Here is a 17,302-nt window from a genome sequence, read left to right on the forward strand (position 1 = left end):
CTTCCTCGATTTCACTTTTTCGGAACGGCTTTATAGCCGTCGGGGTCAGCCAGCCAAGCCAGGATGTCGGCGCCCTTGTAGGCGGTGCAGTTCGTAGACTGGGACACAGGCCGCGGCGCGCGGCCCTGCAGGATGCGGTGGCGCCAGGTCTCGCGCGAAAAGGGGATCAGCGCGGAGAATTGGCTCCAGCGGTACAGGCCCTCCGGATGGATCGGCGCCGGTGCGGCAGCGGCTGGTGCTTGGTGTTGGGCTGCGTGTGCCATCACATCTCCTTATTGTCGATGTCGGCGCCCAGCGGCAGCGCCATGGTGTGCGCGCAAGGCGGCATCGGGAGAGCCTCGCCGGCCGGCACAAATGCCGTGCAGCAGGGTTGGCCAGTCTTGTCGTATTGCCACTCGGCGGGGTATTCGGCATCGCCGGGCTTGAACGCCATGGACAGCGCGATCAGGCCGCATACCTCGTTGTCGTCGCACTCGTTGACGTCGTCGCCCTCGCGCATGGCGCGGTCGCAGGCACAGCCGCGGCACCAGGCGTCGAAGAAGAATTCGCCCTCGGTGCCATTGGATGGCTGATAGGGTTGGCCCGCGCGCTCAGCGTTGAGCGCGGCATGGCCAGCCGGTAGGATGGGGCTAGGCATCGCGTCCCCCCTGTTCGGGCTGGGCGGCAGAAAGCGCGGCGCGCCAGCCGTGCAAGAAGAAGCCGTGATAGTTGACCGACTCGGATAAGGTCCATCCCGCTGCTCCGACTTCGGCTCGGCATTCCGCCCACGCTGCCTCTACCTCCCCGGCGTGCTGCTGGCGGTCGTTCAGGACCGCCGCCCGGGCGTAAGCGCGCGATTCGGTTTCCGTGTCTCGGAGTTCCGCCGGCAGCGGTGGCAGCACCACGGTATCCGCCAACTGGGCGACACCATCAAGCCCAGAACTGGCGCGGGTCTCGGTCGATTTATGGCCCCGACGGGCGCCATCGCGCGGGCCGGTTTCAGCACCGCCGCGCGCGCCGTCCTTGTCCGCCTGGGACTGAATTCTGGCTTCCAGCCGCCGCACGGCCGCCGCCACGTCAGTGGGAAGTTCACCGGCATCTCCAGGGCGGCCGAAGCGATCGAAGATGAAGTACACCAGCGTGGCCAGGTCAGGCGACGACGTCATTCCGTCCTTGGCGCTGGCCTGGGGCGCGGCGTGGTCGTACAGTGCCTTGCCTCCCGTGCGGCCCCCACTGAAGCTGTCCACGCGGTTGTATTCGATATCGACCAGGACACCTTCCCGGTCCCGGGATTCAAGCGCATAGCAGTAGGGACGCTGCGTCTCCCCAACTACAAGCCCGCGGGCCTGCGCCAGATGACGCTCTTGCGGGTCCCCCTTGGTGTGCCACCATCGACCATGTGCATCGCCTACAGAGGCCACAGCGGCGCTTGCCGGGGCGGCGCGGGCCACACGCTCGGCGGCCCGCATACCGAGCGCGAAGCCCAGCCACATGGTGTCGGTGTCGGAGTCCATGTAGTAGGCGAAATCGCCGTTGATTTCCATGATGCCGAGCGGCGTGTTTTCCTTGAGCGCCGGCGTGTTGTTGATGCCCTGTTCGAAGTGCTTGCGCATTTCGGCCACGGTGATGGAGCCGGGCTTTTCCTTGATGGTCAGCATCTCCCGTCCCCTTTGCGTTGGGACGCAATGGCGTCGAGCGCTGAGCCGGCGGCTTCGCGCCACTCAGGCCCATGTTTCAGGTAATGGCCCAGCAGGAAGTGAATCGTCGCCGCCTGTTCATGCTCGGCCTTTCGCTTGATGTCGTGGCCATCCGCTCGCAGCAGCGTCGCGATACCGCCGCACATGAAGTTCGGGCGGCCCAGGATTTCGATGAGGTCAGCGTCCAAGGGCGGCAGCGCCGTACCCGGCGCATCGCCAGGGGCCGCAGCCATGCGGATCGCCGCATTGTTCTTGGCGTTCGCCTCGCCCATCTCCAGGCCTGCGGCGTACATCTCCTGTTCCTTCTCAGTGTTGCCCGTGGCAGGCGCCGCGCCGGGCTGCGTGTTGGTATTGGTCATGGTTAGGCTCCAATGCGAATTGCGGCAACGAGCGCGAATACGTCGTCGGTCCACGAGGGATAGGCCGGCTCACCGCCGGCGCTGGTTTCCTGGCCATAGATGGCGCGTGTCTCCTGAGCCAGCCTGGTGAGGCGCGCCGCGGCCGCGTGCAGGGGCGGCGCCGCGTTCGCGGCGGGTTGGTCTGCCTCCATGCGATCGATCACGTAGAGGAGGGCGCGCAGGTCTTCGCGCAGGACGCGGCAGCTATCGGGTGCTTCGCCACGGACCCTGGTCGCGGCGGCGTCGCGCAGGCGCGCGAGGTTGTGGTGGAAGCTCATAGCGGCAGTTCCCTCCAGGTGATGACGTTGCTGGACGCCGGGATCAGGTGCGGCTGCGCGGCCGCCGCGCGGGCCGCCGCCGTGCGCATGGCAAGGTCGTACTGCATAGGGCGGCGCGCCACCGGCCGATAAGGCGGCGGGGTTGCGCCGGCGCGGCTGATATCGAGGAACCGCACCAGGTAGGGCAGGACGGCCGTCGGCGTGGCCGCCGGTACGGGCCAGCCAGTGCGCTCCGCGATCATTTCGGCCATCTGCAGGACGGTCGTAGTTGCCTTCACCGGGGCACCGAGCTTACGCAGCTGGTCGCCAGCATCGCGGCGCGCAATCTGCATTTCTTCCGAGTGGTAGCGGGCGGCTTTCATGCGGCCTCCCGGAGCTTGGCGTGGCCGACCTGGCCCTCGTCGATCCAGACGACTGTGAACATATCCGACGGCGCCGCCGGCGCGGCCTTGAGCGTGCCTAGCACCAGGATGGTGTCCATGCGGTCGTCGGCGGCCAGGGCGTCGACCAGCCCCAGGGCGTCGCCGCGGCCGCCCAGGTCCAGGCAGTCGAAGCGGTCCAGGATCAGGCAGCGCAGGCCCGAGATCTCCGCCAGCGCGGCACCGATCAGAGCGTCGACGCGCCAGCGCTCGGATTCCGACAGCAGCCGGTAGGGCCGACCTCCCCAGGTGATACCCATGTCGGCCGCGATCGAGGGAACCCACCACCCAGCCAGGTTGGCCAGATCGGCGAGCTTGGCGTTGAATGGCTGCAGGGCTTCGGCGAGGATCTCGCCCGGGATGCCATCGGGCGACAGCGCGTCGGCGATTGCCAGCCAAGCCAGCACGTCGCCGTGATAACGCGTAGCATTCGCCGTGCGCTCTGCGGCGCTGGTGGCGGCCTGTTTGGCGTTCAGCAGCGCCTGCACGCGGTCGTCGAGCGCCTTGCGCTCGGCGCGCAGCGCGGTCACCTTCGCGCGGGCCGCTTCGACGTCGGCGGGCTCGATCGCCTCCGGCGCGGAGGCGTCCTGCAACTGGGCCGCCGCTGCTTCCGCTGCGGCAATATCGCGGCGGTCGTTCTCGACGCTGCGCGCCATCAGGTCGCGGGCTTCGATGGCCTTGGGCAACGCCGCGGCGGCTTCCGTATCGCCGGCGGCGCCGATTTTGCCGTACTGGCGCTCATAGGTCGCCAGCACCGACTTTATGTCCAGGCCGATGCCGAAGGCCACGTTCTTGGACGCCTCGGATTTCCAGAGCTGGGAAAGGCAGAGCGCCAGATCGTGGACCAATCCCACGCGCGGGCCAGCACCGGCCTTGGCCTGCAACGCTTCGACGTGGGCGGCCGCCTTTTCATGCTCGTCCAGGTCGAACTCCAGTTTTTGGCGCAGCGCGGGCAGCTTCGCGGCTTGCGCTTGCCGCGCCGCGTCCTGATCTCGCGCCGCGGCGAAAGACCTGGCCTTTTGTTCGAGAGCGCCCAGCGCCTTGGTGTACTGCTCCAGCTTGGCGTCGACCTCTGCCAGCGCCGAGCGTTCGCCCACCAGGGCGGCCTGGTCGAAGGGGGGAACCTCAGCCGCCCAGCCATCGGCCTTCTGGCTTCCCCATTGCTCGCCCGTGGCGGCCTTCCACGCGCCTTTGGCCTGCGTGGCCTCCTGCTTGGCATGTTCTGCGCCGGCGGAAAAGCCGGTGCGAAAGATCGGCTTGATCTGCGTTACGAGCGTCGCGTGGCATCCACGGGCCAGCAGGCGGCGTTCAATCTCGTCGGCCTTCACATTCGTTCCGCTCAAGGCAAACAGCAGGGTGCGGCGCTCATCCGGCTTGGCCGCGGCGAACCGGTCGGGCGCCAGGACGTATGGCAGTGCCGGCGACGGCGGCACCAGCACCTCGCCCGACTGCGTGCCCTTCGGGAGGCTGATGCCGACGGCGCCGTTGTCTAGGTCCAGCGCGACGGCGCCGGCCTTTGCGCCTTCCGTGACCAGCGCGCCGAACTCCTTCTTCAGGCCGATTCGTTCGGGCGTGCCCAGCAGCGCGAGGCGCACGGCCTCGGCGATACTGGACTTTCCGGCGCCGTTCGGGCCGGCGATCAGAGCGACAGGCGTGCGCATGTCGAGATCGACGGCGCGGGCGCCCTGAAAGTTCTCGATGTTGATGTGGGCGATGCGCATGGCTCATTCCTCCGCTTGGGGGTCTTGCTCTTCATGCCATTGCTTCCAGCCCTTCACCCACTGGATGCAAAGCTGACCGTCCATGACGGGGCAATCGGACTCGGGTTGGCCCTGGGCTGCGGCGTTGTAGCCGTCCACGCGCGCCTGCTCCAACTGCCCGTCGGTGGGGCCGGACGGCGCCGCCGGCGGCGGCAGCTCGCGGAACTCGGCGTCGACGATGTTCGACCTGTCGTCGTCCATGCCGTCGCCGTCCTCGTCGGTGTATTCCTTGCCCAGGTTCATGGCGCGCTGATCGGCTTCGCCGCGCACCTGGTCCATGCCGCCGGTGTGGGGTTGCGAATCGGCGACGACGATCAGGACGGCCTTGCCCTGCGAGTCATAGAGGTCGTGGAGCGATTCAGCACCGCGGCCGATCTTGATGACGACCTTGGCGCCGTCCTTGATCGTGACCTGGTCAAGGTCGCCTTGCACCACGGTGCGGCCTTCGCTTGCGATCAGGTGCACGGCCATTTTGATGTTGGCGTCCACGCGGTCGCGCAGGCGATCGATGATGTCGTCTTGCTTGGATTGGGAGAGCTTCACCCAGGGCTGCGGCAACAGCTTCAGTTCCGCCACCAAGGCCGACAGCAGGTCGCGGCCGATAGTGTTGGCGGTCATCTCGCGGGGGTCGAAGTGTTCACGGGCGTTCATATGCGTTTCCTTGTCGGTGCGTGATCGCCCGCCACCGGCGGGCGGGTGGCGGCTGGATTACTCGGGGGCCTGCATCCTGCGGCGCTGCGCGGGGGCGCCGGCCGCCTGCTGGCCTCCGCTGGAGGCGCCGCGCTGGGCGGCGGCGGTCATGGATAGGCGGCGCGATTGATACAGTTGATGCAGCCGTGCGCGCTCGCCCAGGTCGTCGATTCCATCGATCGAATCGCTGGCCAGGTCGAGGACGTCGATGGATTTCGCGTTCTGGATCTGATGCTCGACCTTGGCCGGGTCCAGGCCGGCATCGACGCCCTGCTGGTCGGCCTGCTGCGTCTGGGAAGCAGGGGCGGCCGTTGCCGCGCTCTGCGTCGGGTGCACGGCCTCGCCTTGTGCCTTAGTGGGGGCGGTGTTGGTGGTTGCGGCAGGCTCGCGCGCTTCCAGGTCCGTCGCATTGGCCTGCGTAGCCGCGGGCTGACGCTGTGCGGGCTGGTTGGCTTGGCGCAGCTCGTCCACGTTGACGCTGATGGTGCCGTCGGGCGCGGTGGTAGCCTCGATGATGTCCTGGGCTTCCTCGACGGTCTGCAGGCCCATCAGCAACTCGGGCGCGTAGAGCTTGCCGAAGAAGCTGGCGGTCCGGTACCGCAGCATGACCTCGTCCATGGTCTGCCACTTGCTGCCGTTCTTCGTGTACCAACCTTCGAGGACGGCCATCTCGATCGACACGGCCGGCGACTCGATCACCTCGCCGGTTTCCTTCTCGATCGCCCAGGCCACGCATACCTTGTCATTGATCTTGACCTTCTCGACCTTGGTGTGCCGCTGGTTGTTCTCCCAATAGGTCGACTTGTATTCGACCTCGCGCTCACCGCGGCTCTCGATGCGGAAACGGAGGGGCGAGAAGCGGCCGCAGCCGTTGATCGCGGCAATGATCCACTGCGAGGACCAGGACGGCCGGCCCTCGACGATGTAGAGGTTCTGCATCACCATCAGCGGATCGGCGCCCATGCGCTGCGCCATGTTCAGTGCGACGACCGAGTTAGCCAGCGCATTCGGGTTCTCGCGGCTTTCCTTGACGTTGCCGTAGCGGTCCACCTTCTCGATGGTCTGGCGATAGGCGACAGGGACCAGCGTGCTGCTGGAAAGCAGACGGGCGGCGCGCTGCATCAGTTCGAAGCCCTGCAGGCTGTCAAAGCCGGGCGCCACAACGGGCATTTGCGGTTCCGGCGCCGCGCGCAGGCTTTGTACGGTGGTTTGCTCGGACATTGTCAGTTTCCCTTCTGCTGGTTGCGATAGGCGTGGTATTCGGCGGCGGTTGCCATGCCGACGATCTGGCGCTCCGCGGGCTTGGCGTCTTTGTCGTACTGCTTGACCTGGCTGACCAGAAACGAGGCCGGGTCCCAAGCCAGGTGCTGGGTGATGACCGTTTTGCCGGCCTGGTCGGTGCGCCGGACGTACACGTCGCGGCTGACGGGGTGAAGGGACATGGTTCAGCCTTTGAATTTGCAGGTGGGATGGCGCGGGCAGTACTTGCCCGAGCAGAGGACCGACTTGGGATTGGCGTAGAAACTGCCGCTGTGGATCAGCCGCGAGGCGTGCTGGAGCAGGCCGGGGCTGTCCTCGGTCCCGACAAGCGCCGCGCGCGCGCCAGAAATCTCTCCGCTTCCGACGCGCTGCGCAGCGGCGGTCTTGCCGGTTTGCAGGCCGATGATCTGCGCCGGGGCGGTGATCTGTTCGCCGATCGCGTGTTGGGCGAGGATCTCGTAAACGCCCATCTGTGGGCCGTGGCCGGCGGTGGCGACGGTGCCATCGGCGCTGACGGCGCGCGCCCCGCTTTTCAGGTCCGTGATGCCCAGTTCGCCGGTGGCTACGCGCCGGATGCGGTCGGTGGTGCCCGTCAGCGCGATGCCCAGGTCAGTGATTTCCATCCGCTCGCACTTGAGTTCCACGGCGACGTAGTCCTGATACGGCGCGATCTGAGCGCAGTAGCGCGTGTGCAGCGCCAGGCCGATGCGCTCGGCGTCGTTCGGGCTCGCCTCGTCCCACTCGACTTCTTCGTCGGTGTCGTGCAGCGCCTTGACGAATTCGCCGGCGGCGTCGTCGGAGGTGATGGGATTGCCGTCGAGCCGGGCTTGGTCGAAGGCGGCCGTGCCAGCGTGGATGGCGGTGCCGAGGCGAGCGGCGCCGGACGAGGGCATCCGCATGCCCAGCAGGTGCTTGGCTTCCCAGCGCGCGGGGCAGTCAAAAAGCTCCGCCATGCTGGAGGCCCGGATCGAGATGATTCGTTGCATGGTTGTGACTCCAGGGTCAGAAGGTGGCGCGGTCCGCGGAGGCGGAGCGTGCGGAATGGGGGGCGGCGTGCGCGTCGAGGGAGGGACCTAGCGCGCCGGTAAAGGCGACCAGGAACAACACGCCGCCGGCGACGAAGGCGGCATAGGCCGCGGCGTCCAGGTCGCGGCCGGTGCGGCGCGCGCGGCGCCAGACGACGCGAAGGCGGCGGATCATGCTTCCCTCGCGTAGTCGGTGTCCGGCACGATCACGACGTCGCCGTGGATGGGACGCGGCTCGCCGCGCGCCGCCTGGTAGAGGTGGGACGCCGCGGCGTTGACAGGCAGGCCCTTGGCGTCGGCCGATTGGTCGATGAGCATGGCGTGCTGGCGCTGGCCGAGGCTGACGATTTCGAGGGCGTCGGCGCCGATCAATTGGCGGACATCGGTGAGCGCGTGCGGGCCGTGCAATTCGGTGTCCGTGCCGTCGGCGCGGACCAACTTGCGGGTGGGCTTCATTGGCGGGGCTCCAGGGGCAGGCGCTGCCCGGCGCGAATCTGGCGGCTTGGCAGGCAGGAGAAGGTCGTGGCCGAAGGCGGGAAGATGGCGCGCACGCGCTTGCATTCGGCGGCAGTGTCGAACCGTTCGATGCGCATGACGGGCGGGCGGTCGTAGCTGGCCGGCAGGAACGCAAAGAGGATCCAGATGGTGGCGGCGGTCATGCTCGGGCCTCGCGTGCGAGGCGGCAGACTTCGGCGGCGCGGAAAGCCTGCTGCTCAGTGAACATGGCGAAATGGCAGATGGACGGGGAGATGCCCAGCGCACGCGCAAGCCATGCGTAGGCCTCGTTGCGCTTGCCCGCAAATCGCTGCTGGACGAGCGCCTGGAATACGCCCTTGGCGTCTTTGCGCGCCTTGATCGTTCCCCGGTCGGCCATTACGCCGAGCGGCAGATCGGTGTCGGGGTGCAGACCGACGTAGGCCTGGCACTGGGTGCACCTGTAGACATAGGGCCAGTCGCCGAACGAGTGGCCGTTGTAGACGTCGCGGTTGTTGGTGAGCTTCACAGGGCCGCCGCAGCAGTGGCACGACGTGGGCGGCGCGATGCGATCGCGCACCCGCGCCAGGGCGCGGCGCGACACATGGGGTAGAGGGGCGGGCGCCTGCAGCTTCGTCTTGCTCCGGCTGCGAGGGTCGACGCCATAGACTTGGATCGTCATGCGGTGGGGCTCCAGGGGTCAGTGCGGCGCAGGTGCGCCGCGATCAGATCGATGCACCGCGCCAGCGCGTACACGCCTGCAGCGAGCAGCAGGATGTCGCCGGCGCTCATTTGCTGGCCGGCCGGCGCGCCGCGGAGATCGCGTCGCGGATTTCGAAGTAAAGGGCGAGGGCACCCACGACCAGGAAGCCCATCAGATGACCTCCTGGCCTTCGTTGAAAGCCTTGACGAGCAACGCGCGGGCGCTACCCACCAAGGCCTGGCGCAGCTCGGCCTGGGCGCGGCGGGCAGCGGTGGGCGCCGGCGCGGACGACAGCGCGGGCAGGGCCAACAGGCACAGCGCGTCGTGGCCGCCGTCCGTGACCATGTCGGCCCACCATTCGCGGTCTTTGCCGAAGGCGGCATCGTCCGCGCCTGAGAACAGGTCGTGCAGGCGATCGAGGATCTGGGTGTCCGTCAGCGTCGGGAAGCGCAGCGCCGCCTCGCGGCGAAAGGTGCCGTGGGGTGCGGTGCGCGCCGGGTCGTCTAGCATTTGATGAAGTGACATACGATGCCTCTCTAGCAATGTAGTGCTAGATTATAGGCATCAAAATGCTAGTGTCAAGCATTGAAATGCTAGATTGTGGGCGAAAAAAAGCCGCCCGACGGCGGCTAGTGTTGGGCGCGGCTGACGCGGCCTACTCGATCTGGGGTTCGCCGGGTTGGCTTGGCCGCCGGCAGGCCGTGTTCATCAGCAGCTGGATGGGCGATGCGGCGGGGAGGCCGTTCAGCATAGAGCTACGGACAACGTCGAATGGGATGGCCAGGACTTCCTGTTCCTGCCCACGCAGGTACATCCGATTTTGCATGACGCCACCTCGCCCACTCTCGCAGTCAAACAGAAAGCGAGTAAGCACCAGGTCATATGCCTTTCCGGTGCGGGGCAGAGTCTGCGCCGTGGCGTACTCGAACTTCGCCCAAGCCGTGGCGAAGCGGCCGTAGCGCGAGGTGAGGTCGACATCGAACTGGCCCGCCGCCTTATGGTCGGGCGTGATGTACTGCCAGCCCGCGGCGTGGGCCGAAGAGCCAAGGAGCGCGGCCACAACTAGTAGCTGAAATTTCATCCTGTCACCCGGGCCTCAAATTTTTTTCCAGTTTTTTACCCAGATAATATTACCTCGGCTACGCCACCTTGGCGCCGGGGCTTTTGACCGGTGCAATGGGCGGCGTGACCCCCACAGAAGCGGCATACCCGCGCGCGTTCGCAAGTAGGTAGGTGCGTTCCGGTTCTTTCAGGCGCCGGAAGATGGATACCAGCTCGGCCTCCTCGCCGGCCAACTGGCCGCTGTCGCTGCTCCCGTCGCCTGCGCGCAGCGTCGGCGGTTCACTCACGCTGAAGCCTGGCACAAGCAACTGCCAAGGCTCGAATTTGAAGAAGCGGGCGATCTGCGCCAGGGTCTCGACGTTCGGGTTGCCGCTGCCGTACTTGATGCGGCCCAGCGTGCCGTCAGCCACGTCCATCTGCTTGGACAGGTTGAGGCGCGACACATCCCGCCGGGTTTCCAGCAGTTGGGACACGCTCGCGGCGAGGATTTCCTTTACGTCTAGCATCATAGTGCGAGTTTATAGAGACCCTCTAGCATTGTGGTGCTTGTATATCTAGCCACATAATGCTAGATTGGCGGCGTTCCCAACTGACGAGCCACCGCCATGTCCATGATCACCACCGTTCGTTCGCAGCTGCTCGCACGCAAGGGCAGCTGGCCCGCCATCTGCGAGGAGGCGGGCGTTTCCTATTCCTGGCTGACCAAGTACGCCCAGGGCAAGATCACCAACCCTGGATCGCGCCAGTTGGAGGCGGTGTCTCGTTGCTTGGGCGGCGCCGGCGCCCAGGCGCCCGCGAACCCGCCCGCCGCGGCCGAGCCGAAGCAGTAGCGCGCCATGGCTTGCCAGAGGCGCGCCGCCTCAATGCACAGTCGACGGTCCAGCCGCTTCCGCGTCAGCGCAGTTCGCGCGTGTGTCTGCTTCGTAGCAGAGGCGCGCGAACACCTCCCTCACCGTTTCCGCGTCGGCGCTGCCCAGCACGCCCACGGCGATGTCGCGCGCCAGCTGCAGCAGCGCGCGCGTGGCTTGCGCCGCCGGGTTCTCACCATCCATTTCCGCCCCTTCGTTCCATTTGCTATGGGCGGGACTGTATCCGTCAGGAGCACCTAACGCATGCGACATGAATCGCACAAATCGCTGATCGCGATCCTTCGCGATCACCTTTCGGCCTGGCGCAAGGCCGAAGGCTGGTCCCGCGAGACGATGGTCGACCACATCGTCAAAGCCCACAGCACCATCGGCGGCGAGGCCGCCAGCAGCATCCGGTTCGACCCGCAGACTCGCGACACGTTCGAGCGCATGAAGGTCAACGCCGACCGCGTGTTCCGCTGGCTCGATGACGAGACCAAGGACACGAACCTGCTGCCCTCCAATTTCCTGCAGTCGGTCCTGGCGGCGATGCCCCACGACAGGCGGCGCCACTGTGTCGATGACCTGCTGCGTCCGTTAGGGATGGCCGTGCGCACCTTGTCCACCGAGGGCAGCGCGGAGGTGTGCGTCGCCTTGTTGTCGAACGTGCTGCGAGAGCAGGCCGAAGCCGGCGCCGCGCTGGCGGCGCTGCTGGACGGTCAGGTCACCCGTGAGGAATTGATCCAGGCACACCGCGAGACGTCGGAGGCGATCGTGGCCATGCGCGCCGCGCGTGCCGTGGTGGAGCGGCAGATGGCCGCGCTGGGCGTCCAGATTCCGGCGAAGGAGACAGACCCGTCATGACTTCCGATATCAACCACTTTCACCTGTTCTTTGGCCTCGGTGGTGGAGCGGCGGGGTTCCAGGAAGCCCGGCCCGAAATCCCGGGTCTGCAAGGCCGCATGGTCTGCATCGGCGGCATGGACGTCGACCCGGCCGGCGCGGAGGACTTCTACCGATTCACGGGCGTGCGCGGCGTCGTGCGCGATCTGTTCGACCGTAGCCAGTACCGCGATTTCCATGGCCGCGAGCCGGCGCCGGGCTGGGTCGAGGCGATGCCGGCGGACGTGCGCGCCGCCGCCCATGGCAAGGTGCCGAACATCGTCTTTCTGTCGGCGCCCTGCAAGGGCTTTTCCGGTCTGCTGTCGGAGACGCGCAGCACCACGGCCAAGTACCAGGCGCTCAACCGACTGACGCTGCGCGGCGTGTGGCTGATGCTGGAAGCCTGGGCCGACGACCCGCCCGACACCATCCTGTTCGAGAACGTGCCGCGCATCGCCACACGTGGCCGGCACCTGCTCGACCAGATCACTGGCATGCTGCGCCATTACGGCTATGTCGTGCGCGAAACCACGCACGACTGCGGCGAGCTGGGCGGCCTGGCCCAGAGCCGCAAGCGCTTCTTGCTGATCGCGCGCCACGCGGAGAAGGTGCCGCCCTTCATCTACGAGCCGCCGAAGCGGCCGCTGCGGTCTGTCGGAGAGATCTTGAGCCGCTATGGCCGTCCGGGGGACCCCGCCTTGGGGCCGATGCATCGCGTCCCGTCCCTGAACTGGAAGACTTGGGTACGCCTGGCCTTCGTGGAGCCGGGCAAGGATTGGCGTAGCCTCAACCGGCTGGCGGTCGAGAACGGCCATCTGCGCGATTTCCTCATCGTGCCCGAGGCCCACCATGGTTCCCTGGGCGTGCAGCGCTGGGATGCCGCCAGCGGCACCGTCTCAAGCCGGTGCGGCCCCACCAACGGCGCTTACAGCGTGGCGGACCCGCGCGCGCAGGATGGCGCCGCCCAGTATCAGCAATACGGCGTCATGAGCATGGAGGACACCGCCGGCGCGGTCATTGGCGTGAAGTCTCCCGGGCAGGGGACGTTCAGCGTGGCCGACCCGCGCGGCTTTGGTGCCGACACGCATAAGAACGTGTTCCGGGTCGTGGCGTGGGAAGGCGCTGTTGGTGTGATCGGTGGCGGGCATGGGCCCAGTTCCGGCGGCCAGGCCGTCGCCGACCCCCGACATGCCGGCCCTGCCAAACACTCGAACGAGTTCCGCATCGTGCCCTTCGATGGGCAGGCCCGCGCTGTCACGGGCGCCCACGGAACTGGCCAATGCGTGGCGGACCCCCTGGGGGACCGCTTGCCGGCGGAGCAGCATGGCAAGTACCGCATGACCGCGTGGGACGAGGCGTCGCGAGCGGTCATCAGTGGCAACGCCAACGGCGCCTATGCCGTGGCCGACCCCCGGCCGAACATGGAGCGCGGTCGCGGCGACAACTACCTGACCGCCGGGCATTACGGCGTGGTCGACCCGGCGGAGCCCTCCGGCGCCGTATCGGCTTCTGCCTGCCATGACAACGGCAGGTGGAGCGTCGCCGACTGGCGCCTGCCGGAGGCGACCGACAAGCTGGTATGCGTCATCCGCGCGTTGGACGGCACCTGGCACCGCACGTTTACCACGCTCGATCTGGCGGCGCTGCAAAGCCTCTACGACCCAGACGACTACGCCGAAGCGGCGGAGCAGTTCGTGCTGCACGGCAACTCGGACCAAGCCTGGCGCGAGCGAATCGGTAACGCGGTGCCGAAGAAGGCGGCCAAGGCCATGGCCGAGGAGATCGGCCGGGCCATCCTGCTGTCGCGCGCCGGCGAATCGTTCCAACTGAGCAGCACGCCCATCTGGGTGCGGCCGATCGTCACGGCGCTGGCCGTGCGAGGTGGGGAGGCGGCATGACCTGGTCCGAAAATTCCATCGCCCGCGCGCTGGTGCGGCAGACGTTCAACCGGAAGTACCTGGTGGTGGTGCCGAATTGCAATTGGACCGGCCACGAATGCGACCTGCTGGTGGTGACAGAGAACCTGCGCATCATCGACGTCGAAATCAAGATTAGCCGGGCTGACCTGAAAGCTGACGCCAAGAAGGAGAAGTGGTGGCACCGCGAACACCTCGGCTACTGGCCCACCGTTTCGGAGCTGCGCCATAGCCCGCGGATGAACGAGCTGCGTCTTGAACGCGAGTACCGGCGCGGCCGATACAAGAGCACACCGAAGGACTGGCCGCGCAAGGTCTGGAAGCACTACTACGCGCTGCCCAAGGATATCTGGAACCCGGATCTGCTCGCCGCGCTTCCGAGTGCCAAGAGCGGCGTCCTGCTGCTGGACCGCGACGGTTACCCGCGCCCAGTCGGCCAAGCCATGCGCGTGGAGTGCGTACGTCGTGCCCAACCGAATGGCGACGCGCCACCGATCGGCCCGGCTGCCGCCGTGGATATCGCGCGCCTGGCGAGCTTGCGCATGTGGGACGCCTATGCGCGCCTCGAAAAGAAGGACGCGGCATGATCGTCAAACGCCCCTTGATTCGCTACCACGGCGGGAAATGGCGCCTGGCGCCCTGGATCCTCCAGCACCTGCCGCCGCATCGCTGCTACGTCGAACCTTTTGGCGGCGGCGCCAGCTTGCTGCTGCGCAAGCCGCGGGCGTACGCCGAGATATACAACGACCTGGACGGCGAGATCGTGAACCTGTTCCGGGTGGCGCGTGACGACGGCGAGCGCCTGGCGCGCGTGTGCGAGCTGACGCCTTTCGCGCGCGCCGAGTTTGACGACGCCTACAACCCTGCAGAAGACCCGCTGGAACAGGCCCGGCGCACCGTATTCCGCAGCTTCTCGGGGTTCGGGTCCGCGGCTGTCACTGGCCAGGCGAGCGGATTCCGGGCGAACAGCAACCGCTCGGGCACGACACCGGCGCATGACTGGATGAACTACCCGGACTGCCTTCGGACCCTCATCCAGCGCTTGCGCGGCGTGGTGATCGAGAACCGCGATGCGGTCGACTGCATGGCACGCCACGACGCGCCTGACACCCTGCATTACGTGGACCCACCCTATGTGCACGCGACACGCTCGTTTCGAGCCAGGTCACATTGCTACCGCCACGAGATGACGGACGACCAGCACGAGGCGCTGGCCAGCACTCTGCATGGGCTGAATGGAATGGTGGTGTTGAGCGGGTATCGCTGCGACCTCTATGACCGGCTCTATGCTGACTGGACACGAATTGACGGACGGGCACATGCCGACGGCGCGCGCCCGCGGGTCGAATCGCTGTGGCTTTCGCCGTCGGTGCCCTCCAGAACGCTTTTTCCATCGGAGGGCACATGACTGAGCAGCAGTTGCCCGATCCCCTGACCCCGCCCGACTGCGACTTGCGGGATTTCGCCTTCATGCCCTTGGACGTCGCGCGCCTGCGCGATAGCGACCTGGCAATCCAAATCGAAGCCGAGGAATTCCGTGCGGCGGTCCTGCTGTGGTGCGCGTCGTGGCACCAGGTGCCGGCGGCAAGCCTGCCGGACGATGACAAAGCCCTGGCGGCCCTGGCCGGCTACGGGCGCGTCCTCGCCGAATGGCGCAAGCACCGCGACGGCGCGCTGTACGGCTGGGTTCGATGCAGTGACGGGCGCCTGTATCACCCCGTCGTGGCTGAAAAGGCGCGCGACGCCTGGCAGGCCAAGCACAAGCACGCGCACGACAAGTTGGTGGACCGCGTCCGGAAAGCCAACAAGCTGCGCGAGCAGCAGCACCTTCCGCCCTGGGTCGTTCCGTCGCTTGAGGATTGGATAGCCGCCGGCTTTCCGCTGGAAGCTGATCTTTTTCCGTCGGAAATCCCCATCAATTCCGTCGGAAAGGGCCGGAAGAATCAAAAGCAATCCGGCGGAAATCCTTCGGAAAACGCTCTTAAGGGACAGGGACAGGGAGAAGGAAATAAAAAAGATATAGCGGCAGCGGCGTCTATCGCGCGCGACCGCGACCCTGTGGACAATTCGCCGCCGCCGTCGGAAGCCATCTGGCTTGCCGCCCAGGAAGAATGCGCCGCTGGCTACGCCAAGCTGCTGAACAGCCTGGAGAAGGTCCGGGGCAAGACGGCGAAGTTCGTCAGTTCAGACCTGCGGCTGGTCGCCTGGGAAAAGCAGGGCGTGACGAGGGCGCAACTGGTCGAGGCTTACCACCTGGCCGTGGCTGACCGTGAGAAAAGCAGCGACGCCGGACCGGTCAATTCCGGCTTTGTCGATGTGTTCCTGGTCAAAGTTCTGCACCCCGGCACCGCAGCCAGCGGCGTTGGCGGAGGGGGCGCACCTGCAAAGGGCGTAGACCCCCTCGGCTGGGCGTTGACCGCTTCGGGCATCGAGGCTCAGGGGGCCAAGCTGGGCGTCCAGCAGTTGCCCGGCGAGCAATTCCCCGATTTCAAAGCGAGGGTGCACGCCGCTGCTGGCCTCTCCGAAGCTGACCGTGGCCGGCTGCTGGCGGATTACGGAGTTCGGGTATGACCGCCACCACCACCGTGCAATGCGTTGCGTGTGAGCTGTTCTCGCTGCGAGACGCACCGAGATATGCCGACCTGGGCCTGGGCCGCTGCACCGCCATGACGGACCGCCCGGGGACGTTCGTCAGCCCCACCTATCCCCGCACCTGCGGAACCCATCAACCGGCGCCGAGCGGCAAGACCACCGCGCGCATCGAATGGCTGCGCGACCTGCGCGCCGAGGGAGCATGATGCCCATCCAGATCGTTTTCACAGTGCCCGGCACGCCCAGGGGGAAGGGCCGCGCCAAGTCGAGTTCGCGTATCGGCCGCAACCCCAGGACTGGCGCCCCGCGTGTTTTCACGCGCCATTACACGCCGGAGGAAACGGCGGCCTACGAGAGCCTGGTGAAGCTTGCCGCGGCCAAAGCCATGAGCGGGCGGGAACCCTATACCGGGCCGATACGCATGGACCTGGACATCGTGCTGCCGATCCCCGCGTCCTGGTCGGGCGTGCGCCAGCGCCGCGCCGCTGCCGGCGAGATCGCGCCTACCGTCAAACCAGACTCCGACAACGTCGAGAAGGCCGTCAAGGACGGCATCAACGGCGTGGTGTACCGCGACGACACGCAGGTGGTGCAGGACAGCAAGCGCAAGGTCTACGGCCTGACGCCGCGCGTGACCGTCGTGGTCACGGTCCTGGACATGGAACCCGCCCAAGGAGTGAAGAAGCATGCAACGTGAAGCCGGAACGTTTTCGTGCCCCGAGCACGCGATCGCCGTGGCCTATCTGATGCTGGCCTATCCGATCGAGCCGAAGAACCCCACGCAGCTCATCTGCGAGGCCCTCCAGGAGCGGTTCGACGCGACCTACGAGCGGAAGGCGCTGTCGGGCTTGACGCCACACGACTGGCACGCCCAGGCCGTGTTCACCGTCAAGGTTTTGGAGCGCACGCTGGGCGATGGGATTGGCTTTCACATCCTGCAGGCGCAGTACGGCACGGGCGAGGAGGGCGCGGCCAGCGCGCGCCTGGTTTCGGAGTGGCTGAACCCGAGCGCGCCCGTAGACAGCCGCGAGCGGGAGCTGACGGACTTGCTAACCACGCATATCTTGCGTGGCCGGCCGCGGCTGCGCGACCTGTGCGATCGGTTCGACCTGCCGTACTCGGCGCTGCAGCGTCCCGCGAGCGCTTACCGGGTTCTGGTGCAGGGCGCCCGCCGGGCGGCGCTACAGCGGCTGGACATTCGCATGCGAGACGCCGACATCGTGGTGGACCTGGAGGGGGATGTGGCGCCTACGCCGCTTGACAATGTGAATCAAGATGAGCAAAATTCGCCCAGACTCGTAGCAAGTACGTCTTGATGA

General features: G+C 66.8%; 28 protein-coding genes. 9 read left to right on the forward strand and 19 right to left on the reverse strand.

Going from position 1 to position 17,302, the window contains the following annotated elements:
• Positions 1-11: 11 nt before the first annotated feature.
• The 18 genes from HV701_RS16715 to HV701_RS16800 all read right to left on the reverse strand — a co-directional run bounded on the left by HV701_RS16715 (position 12) and on the right by HV701_RS16800 (position 10,218).
• The gene (locus tag HV701_RS16715) at positions 12-263 is read right to left on the reverse strand and encodes a helix-turn-helix transcriptional regulator (RefSeq protein ID WP_054432444.1); all 252 of its coding nucleotides are present in this window, start codon (positions 261-263) and stop codon (positions 12-14) included.
• Positions 263-637, reverse strand: coding sequence for a hypothetical protein (locus HV701_RS16720; protein WP_175134154.1), 375 nt, complete (start codon positions 635-637; stop codon positions 263-265). The genes HV701_RS16715 and HV701_RS16720 overlap by 1 nt, the downstream gene beginning before the upstream one ends.
• Positions 630-1,637 (reverse strand): hypothetical protein, encoded by a 1,008-nt coding sequence (locus HV701_RS16725; protein ID WP_054432442.1) that lies wholly within the window; start codon positions 1,635-1,637, stop codon positions 630-632. The genes HV701_RS16720 and HV701_RS16725 overlap by 8 nt, the downstream gene beginning before the upstream one ends.
• The gene (locus tag HV701_RS16730; protein ID WP_054432441.1) at positions 1,631-2,035 is read right to left on the reverse strand and encodes a hypothetical protein; all 405 of its coding nucleotides are present in this window, start codon (positions 2,033-2,035) and stop codon (positions 1,631-1,633) included. Before HV701_RS16730 ends, HV701_RS16725 begins: the two co-directional genes overlap by 7 nt.
• Before the next feature lie 2 nt (positions 2,036-2,037).
• Positions 2,038-2,352, reverse strand: a complete 315-nt coding sequence (locus HV701_RS16735; RefSeq protein ID WP_175134155.1) for a hypothetical protein — start codon at positions 2,350-2,352, stop codon at positions 2,038-2,040.
• Positions 2,349-2,714: a hypothetical protein gene (locus HV701_RS16740; protein WP_175134156.1), complete on the reverse strand. Its 366-nt coding sequence runs from the start codon at positions 2,712-2,714 to the stop codon at positions 2,349-2,351. The genes HV701_RS16735 and HV701_RS16740 overlap by 4 nt, the downstream gene beginning before the upstream one ends.
• A complete protein-coding gene (locus HV701_RS16745; RefSeq protein ID WP_175134157.1) occupies positions 2,711-4,492 on the reverse strand; it encodes an AAA family ATPase in 1,782 nt (593 codons plus the stop codon). The genes HV701_RS16740 and HV701_RS16745 overlap by 4 nt, the downstream gene beginning before the upstream one ends.
• 3 nt (positions 4,493-4,495) lie before the next feature.
• Positions 4,496-5,182, reverse strand: coding sequence for a ribosome modulation factor (locus HV701_RS16750; RefSeq protein ID WP_175134158.1), 687 nt, complete (start codon positions 5,180-5,182; stop codon positions 4,496-4,498).
• A 57-nt stretch (positions 5,183-5,239) separates the two neighbouring features.
• Positions 5,240-6,442 carry a hypothetical protein gene (locus HV701_RS16755; RefSeq protein WP_175134159.1) on the reverse strand — a complete coding sequence of 401 codons (1,203 nt, stop codon included), beginning with the start codon at positions 6,440-6,442 and terminating at the stop codon, positions 5,240-5,242.
• Positions 6,443-6,444: 2 nt separating this feature from the next.
• On the reverse strand, positions 6,445-6,663 hold the full coding sequence (locus HV701_RS16760) for a hypothetical protein (RefSeq protein WP_175134160.1): 219 nt from the start codon (positions 6,661-6,663) through the stop codon (positions 6,445-6,447).
• 3 nt (positions 6,664-6,666) lie between these two features.
• On the reverse strand, positions 6,667-7,467 hold the full coding sequence (locus HV701_RS16765; RefSeq protein WP_175134161.1) for a RecB family exonuclease: 801 nt from the start codon (positions 7,465-7,467) through the stop codon (positions 6,667-6,669).
• A 16-nt stretch (positions 7,468-7,483) separates the two neighbouring features.
• Positions 7,484-7,681: a hypothetical protein gene (locus HV701_RS16770; RefSeq protein WP_175134162.1), complete on the reverse strand. Its 198-nt coding sequence runs from the start codon at positions 7,679-7,681 to the stop codon at positions 7,484-7,486.
• Positions 7,678-7,962, reverse strand: coding sequence for a DUF3846 domain-containing protein (locus HV701_RS16775; RefSeq protein ID WP_175134163.1), 285 nt, complete (start codon positions 7,960-7,962; stop codon positions 7,678-7,680). Before HV701_RS16775 ends, HV701_RS16770 begins: the two co-directional genes overlap by 4 nt.
• A complete protein-coding gene (locus HV701_RS16780) occupies positions 7,959-8,165 on the reverse strand; it encodes a hypothetical protein (protein ID WP_175134164.1) in 207 nt (68 codons plus the stop codon). The genes HV701_RS16775 and HV701_RS16780 overlap by 4 nt, the downstream gene beginning before the upstream one ends.
• Complete coding sequence (locus HV701_RS16785) at positions 8,162-8,662, reverse strand: zinc-finger-containing protein (protein WP_054461113.1); 501 nt, start codon at positions 8,660-8,662, stop codon at positions 8,162-8,164. The genes HV701_RS16780 and HV701_RS16785 overlap by 4 nt, the downstream gene beginning before the upstream one ends.
• Before the next feature lie 192 nt (positions 8,663-8,854).
• Entirely contained in the window at positions 8,855-9,208 is a 354-nt protein-coding gene (locus HV701_RS16790) for a hypothetical protein (protein ID WP_254595192.1), read from the reverse strand.
• A gap of 130 nt (positions 9,209-9,338) precedes the next feature.
• Positions 9,339-9,764 (reverse strand): surface-adhesin E family protein, encoded by a 426-nt coding sequence (locus HV701_RS16795; protein WP_175134165.1) that lies wholly within the window; start codon positions 9,762-9,764, stop codon positions 9,339-9,341.
• Positions 9,765-9,822: 58 nt separating this feature from the next.
• On the reverse strand, positions 9,823-10,218 hold the full coding sequence (locus HV701_RS16800) for a hypothetical protein (protein ID WP_175134166.1): 396 nt from the start codon (positions 10,216-10,218) through the stop codon (positions 9,823-9,825).
• A 132-nt stretch (positions 10,219-10,350) separates the two neighbouring features.
• On the opposite strand from HV701_RS16800, the gene HV701_RS16805 reads away from it, so the two are divergent.
• Entirely contained in the window at positions 10,351-10,575 is a 225-nt protein-coding gene (locus HV701_RS16805) for a hypothetical protein (RefSeq protein ID WP_175134167.1), read from the forward strand.
• A gap of 30 nt (positions 10,576-10,605) precedes the next feature.
• On the opposite strand, the gene HV701_RS16810 is transcribed toward HV701_RS16805, so the two are convergent.
• Positions 10,606-10,797: a hypothetical protein gene (locus tag HV701_RS16810; protein ID WP_175134168.1), complete on the reverse strand. Its 192-nt coding sequence runs from the start codon at positions 10,795-10,797 to the stop codon at positions 10,606-10,608.
• A gap of 60 nt (positions 10,798-10,857) precedes the next feature.
• Between HV701_RS16810 and HV701_RS16815 the strand changes: the two genes are divergently transcribed.
• From HV701_RS16815 to HV701_RS16850, 8 genes are read left to right on the forward strand one after another with little or no spacing between them, the layout of a single operon-like run.
• Positions 10,858-11,457, forward strand: a complete 600-nt coding sequence (locus tag HV701_RS16815; RefSeq protein WP_175134169.1) for a hypothetical protein — start codon at positions 10,858-10,860, stop codon at positions 11,455-11,457.
• Positions 11,454-13,373, forward strand: coding sequence for a DNA cytosine methyltransferase (locus HV701_RS16820; protein ID WP_175134170.1), 1,920 nt, complete (start codon positions 11,454-11,456; stop codon positions 13,371-13,373). The genes HV701_RS16815 and HV701_RS16820 overlap by 4 nt, the downstream gene beginning before the upstream one ends.
• On the forward strand, positions 13,370-13,978 hold the full coding sequence (locus HV701_RS16825) for a hypothetical protein (protein ID WP_175134171.1): 609 nt from the start codon (positions 13,370-13,372) through the stop codon (positions 13,976-13,978). Before HV701_RS16820 ends, HV701_RS16825 begins: the two co-directional genes overlap by 4 nt.
• Entirely contained in the window at positions 13,975-14,799 is an 825-nt protein-coding gene (locus tag HV701_RS16830) for a DNA adenine methylase (protein ID WP_175134172.1), read from the forward strand. The genes HV701_RS16825 and HV701_RS16830 overlap by 4 nt, the downstream gene beginning before the upstream one ends.
• Positions 14,796-15,962, forward strand: a complete 1,167-nt coding sequence (locus tag HV701_RS16835) for a DUF1376 domain-containing protein (protein WP_175134173.1) — start codon at positions 14,796-14,798, stop codon at positions 15,960-15,962. Before HV701_RS16830 ends, HV701_RS16835 begins: the two co-directional genes overlap by 4 nt.
• Positions 15,959-16,189: a hypothetical protein gene (locus HV701_RS16840; protein WP_175134174.1), complete on the forward strand. Its 231-nt coding sequence runs from the start codon at positions 15,959-15,961 to the stop codon at positions 16,187-16,189. The genes HV701_RS16835 and HV701_RS16840 overlap by 4 nt, the downstream gene beginning before the upstream one ends.
• Complete coding sequence (locus HV701_RS16845; protein WP_175134175.1) at positions 16,186-16,680, forward strand: RusA family crossover junction endodeoxyribonuclease; 495 nt, start codon at positions 16,186-16,188, stop codon at positions 16,678-16,680. The genes HV701_RS16840 and HV701_RS16845 overlap by 4 nt, the downstream gene beginning before the upstream one ends.
• Positions 16,670-17,299 (forward strand): hypothetical protein, encoded by a 630-nt coding sequence (locus HV701_RS16850; protein ID WP_175134176.1) that lies wholly within the window; start codon positions 16,670-16,672, stop codon positions 17,297-17,299. The genes HV701_RS16845 and HV701_RS16850 overlap by 11 nt, the downstream gene beginning before the upstream one ends.
• The last annotated feature ends 3 nt before the right edge of the window (positions 17,300-17,302 follow it).

The sequence above is a fragment of the Achromobacter pulmonis genome (assembly GCF_902859765.1).
Lineage (GTDB): Bacteria > Pseudomonadota > Gammaproteobacteria > Burkholderiales > Burkholderiaceae_B > Achromobacter > Achromobacter pulmonis.

What these genes read in the sequence shown, in the direction of transcription:
- HV701_RS16740 (WP_175134156.1), bottom strand. Translation starts at nt 2,714, where the DNA reads ATGAAAGCCGCCCGCTACCACTCGGAAGAAATGCAGATTGCGCGCCGC.
- HV701_RS16845 (WP_175134175.1), top strand. Translation starts at nt 16,186, where the DNA reads ATGATGCCCATCCAGATCGTTTTCACAGTGCCCGGCACGCCCAGGGGG.
- HV701_RS16780 (WP_175134164.1), bottom strand. Translation starts at nt 8,165, where the DNA reads ATGACCGCCGCCACCATCTGGATCCTCTTTGCGTTCCTGCCGGCCAGC.
- HV701_RS16830 (WP_175134172.1), top strand. Translation starts at nt 13,975, where the DNA reads ATGATCGTCAAACGCCCCTTGATTCGCTACCACGGCGGGAAATGGCGC.
- HV701_RS16750 (WP_175134158.1), bottom strand. Translation starts at nt 5,182, where the DNA reads ATGAACGCCCGTGAACACTTCGACCCCCGCGAGATGACCGCCAACACT.
- HV701_RS16850 (WP_175134176.1), top strand. Translation starts at nt 16,670, where the DNA reads ATGCAACGTGAAGCCGGAACGTTTTCGTGCCCCGAGCACGCGATCGCC.
- HV701_RS16785 (WP_054461113.1), bottom strand. Translation starts at nt 8,662, where the DNA reads ATGACGATCCAAGTCTATGGCGTCGACCCTCGCAGCCGGAGCAAGACG.
- HV701_RS16775 (WP_175134163.1), bottom strand. Translation starts at nt 7,962, where the DNA reads ATGAAGCCCACCCGCAAGTTGGTCCGCGCCGACGGCACGGACACCGAA.
- HV701_RS16795 (WP_175134165.1), bottom strand. Translation starts at nt 9,764, where the DNA reads ATGAAATTTCAGCTACTAGTTGTGGCCGCGCTCCTTGGCTCTTCGGCC.
- HV701_RS16715 (WP_054432444.1), bottom strand. Translation starts at nt 263, where the DNA reads ATGGCACACGCAGCCCAACACCAAGCACCAGCCGCTGCCGCACCGGCG.
- HV701_RS16820 (WP_175134170.1), top strand. Translation starts at nt 11,454, where the DNA reads ATGACTTCCGATATCAACCACTTTCACCTGTTCTTTGGCCTCGGTGGT.
- HV701_RS16725 (WP_054432442.1), bottom strand. Translation starts at nt 1,637, where the DNA reads ATGCTGACCATCAAGGAAAAGCCCGGCTCCATCACCGTGGCCGAAATG.
- HV701_RS16835 (WP_175134173.1), top strand. Translation starts at nt 14,796, where the DNA reads ATGACTGAGCAGCAGTTGCCCGATCCCCTGACCCCGCCCGACTGCGAC.
- HV701_RS16720 (WP_175134154.1), bottom strand. Translation starts at nt 637, where the DNA reads ATGCCTAGCCCCATCCTACCGGCTGGCCATGCCGCGCTCAACGCTGAG.
- HV701_RS16815 (WP_175134169.1), top strand. Translation starts at nt 10,858, where the DNA reads ATGCGACATGAATCGCACAAATCGCTGATCGCGATCCTTCGCGATCAC.
- HV701_RS16790 (WP_254595192.1), bottom strand. Translation starts at nt 9,208, where the DNA reads ATGTCACTTCATCAAATGCTAGACGACCCGGCGCGCACCGCACCCCAC.
- HV701_RS16765 (WP_175134161.1), bottom strand. Translation starts at nt 7,467, where the DNA reads ATGCAACGAATCATCTCGATCCGGGCCTCCAGCATGGCGGAGCTTTTT.
- HV701_RS16825 (WP_175134171.1), top strand. Translation starts at nt 13,370, where the DNA reads ATGACCTGGTCCGAAAATTCCATCGCCCGCGCGCTGGTGCGGCAGACG.
- HV701_RS16755 (WP_175134159.1), bottom strand. Translation starts at nt 6,442, where the DNA reads ATGTCCGAGCAAACCACCGTACAAAGCCTGCGCGCGGCGCCGGAACCG.
- HV701_RS16770 (WP_175134162.1), bottom strand. Translation starts at nt 7,681, where the DNA reads ATGATCCGCCGCCTTCGCGTCGTCTGGCGCCGCGCGCGCCGCACCGGC.
- HV701_RS16810 (WP_175134168.1), bottom strand. Translation starts at nt 10,797, where the DNA reads ATGGATGGTGAGAACCCGGCGGCGCAAGCCACGCGCGCGCTGCTGCAG.
- HV701_RS16745 (WP_175134157.1), bottom strand. Translation starts at nt 4,492, where the DNA reads ATGCGCATCGCCCACATCAACATCGAGAACTTTCAGGGCGCCCGCGCC.
- HV701_RS16840 (WP_175134174.1), top strand. Translation starts at nt 15,959, where the DNA reads ATGACCGCCACCACCACCGTGCAATGCGTTGCGTGTGAGCTGTTCTCG.
- HV701_RS16730 (WP_054432441.1), bottom strand. Translation starts at nt 2,035, where the DNA reads ATGACCAATACCAACACGCAGCCCGGCGCGGCGCCTGCCACGGGCAAC.
- HV701_RS16805 (WP_175134167.1), top strand. Translation starts at nt 10,351, where the DNA reads ATGTCCATGATCACCACCGTTCGTTCGCAGCTGCTCGCACGCAAGGGC.
- HV701_RS16760 (WP_175134160.1), bottom strand. Translation starts at nt 6,663, where the DNA reads ATGTCCCTTCACCCCGTCAGCCGCGACGTGTACGTCCGGCGCACCGAC.
- HV701_RS16735 (WP_175134155.1), bottom strand. Translation starts at nt 2,352, where the DNA reads ATGAGCTTCCACCACAACCTCGCGCGCCTGCGCGACGCCGCCGCGACC.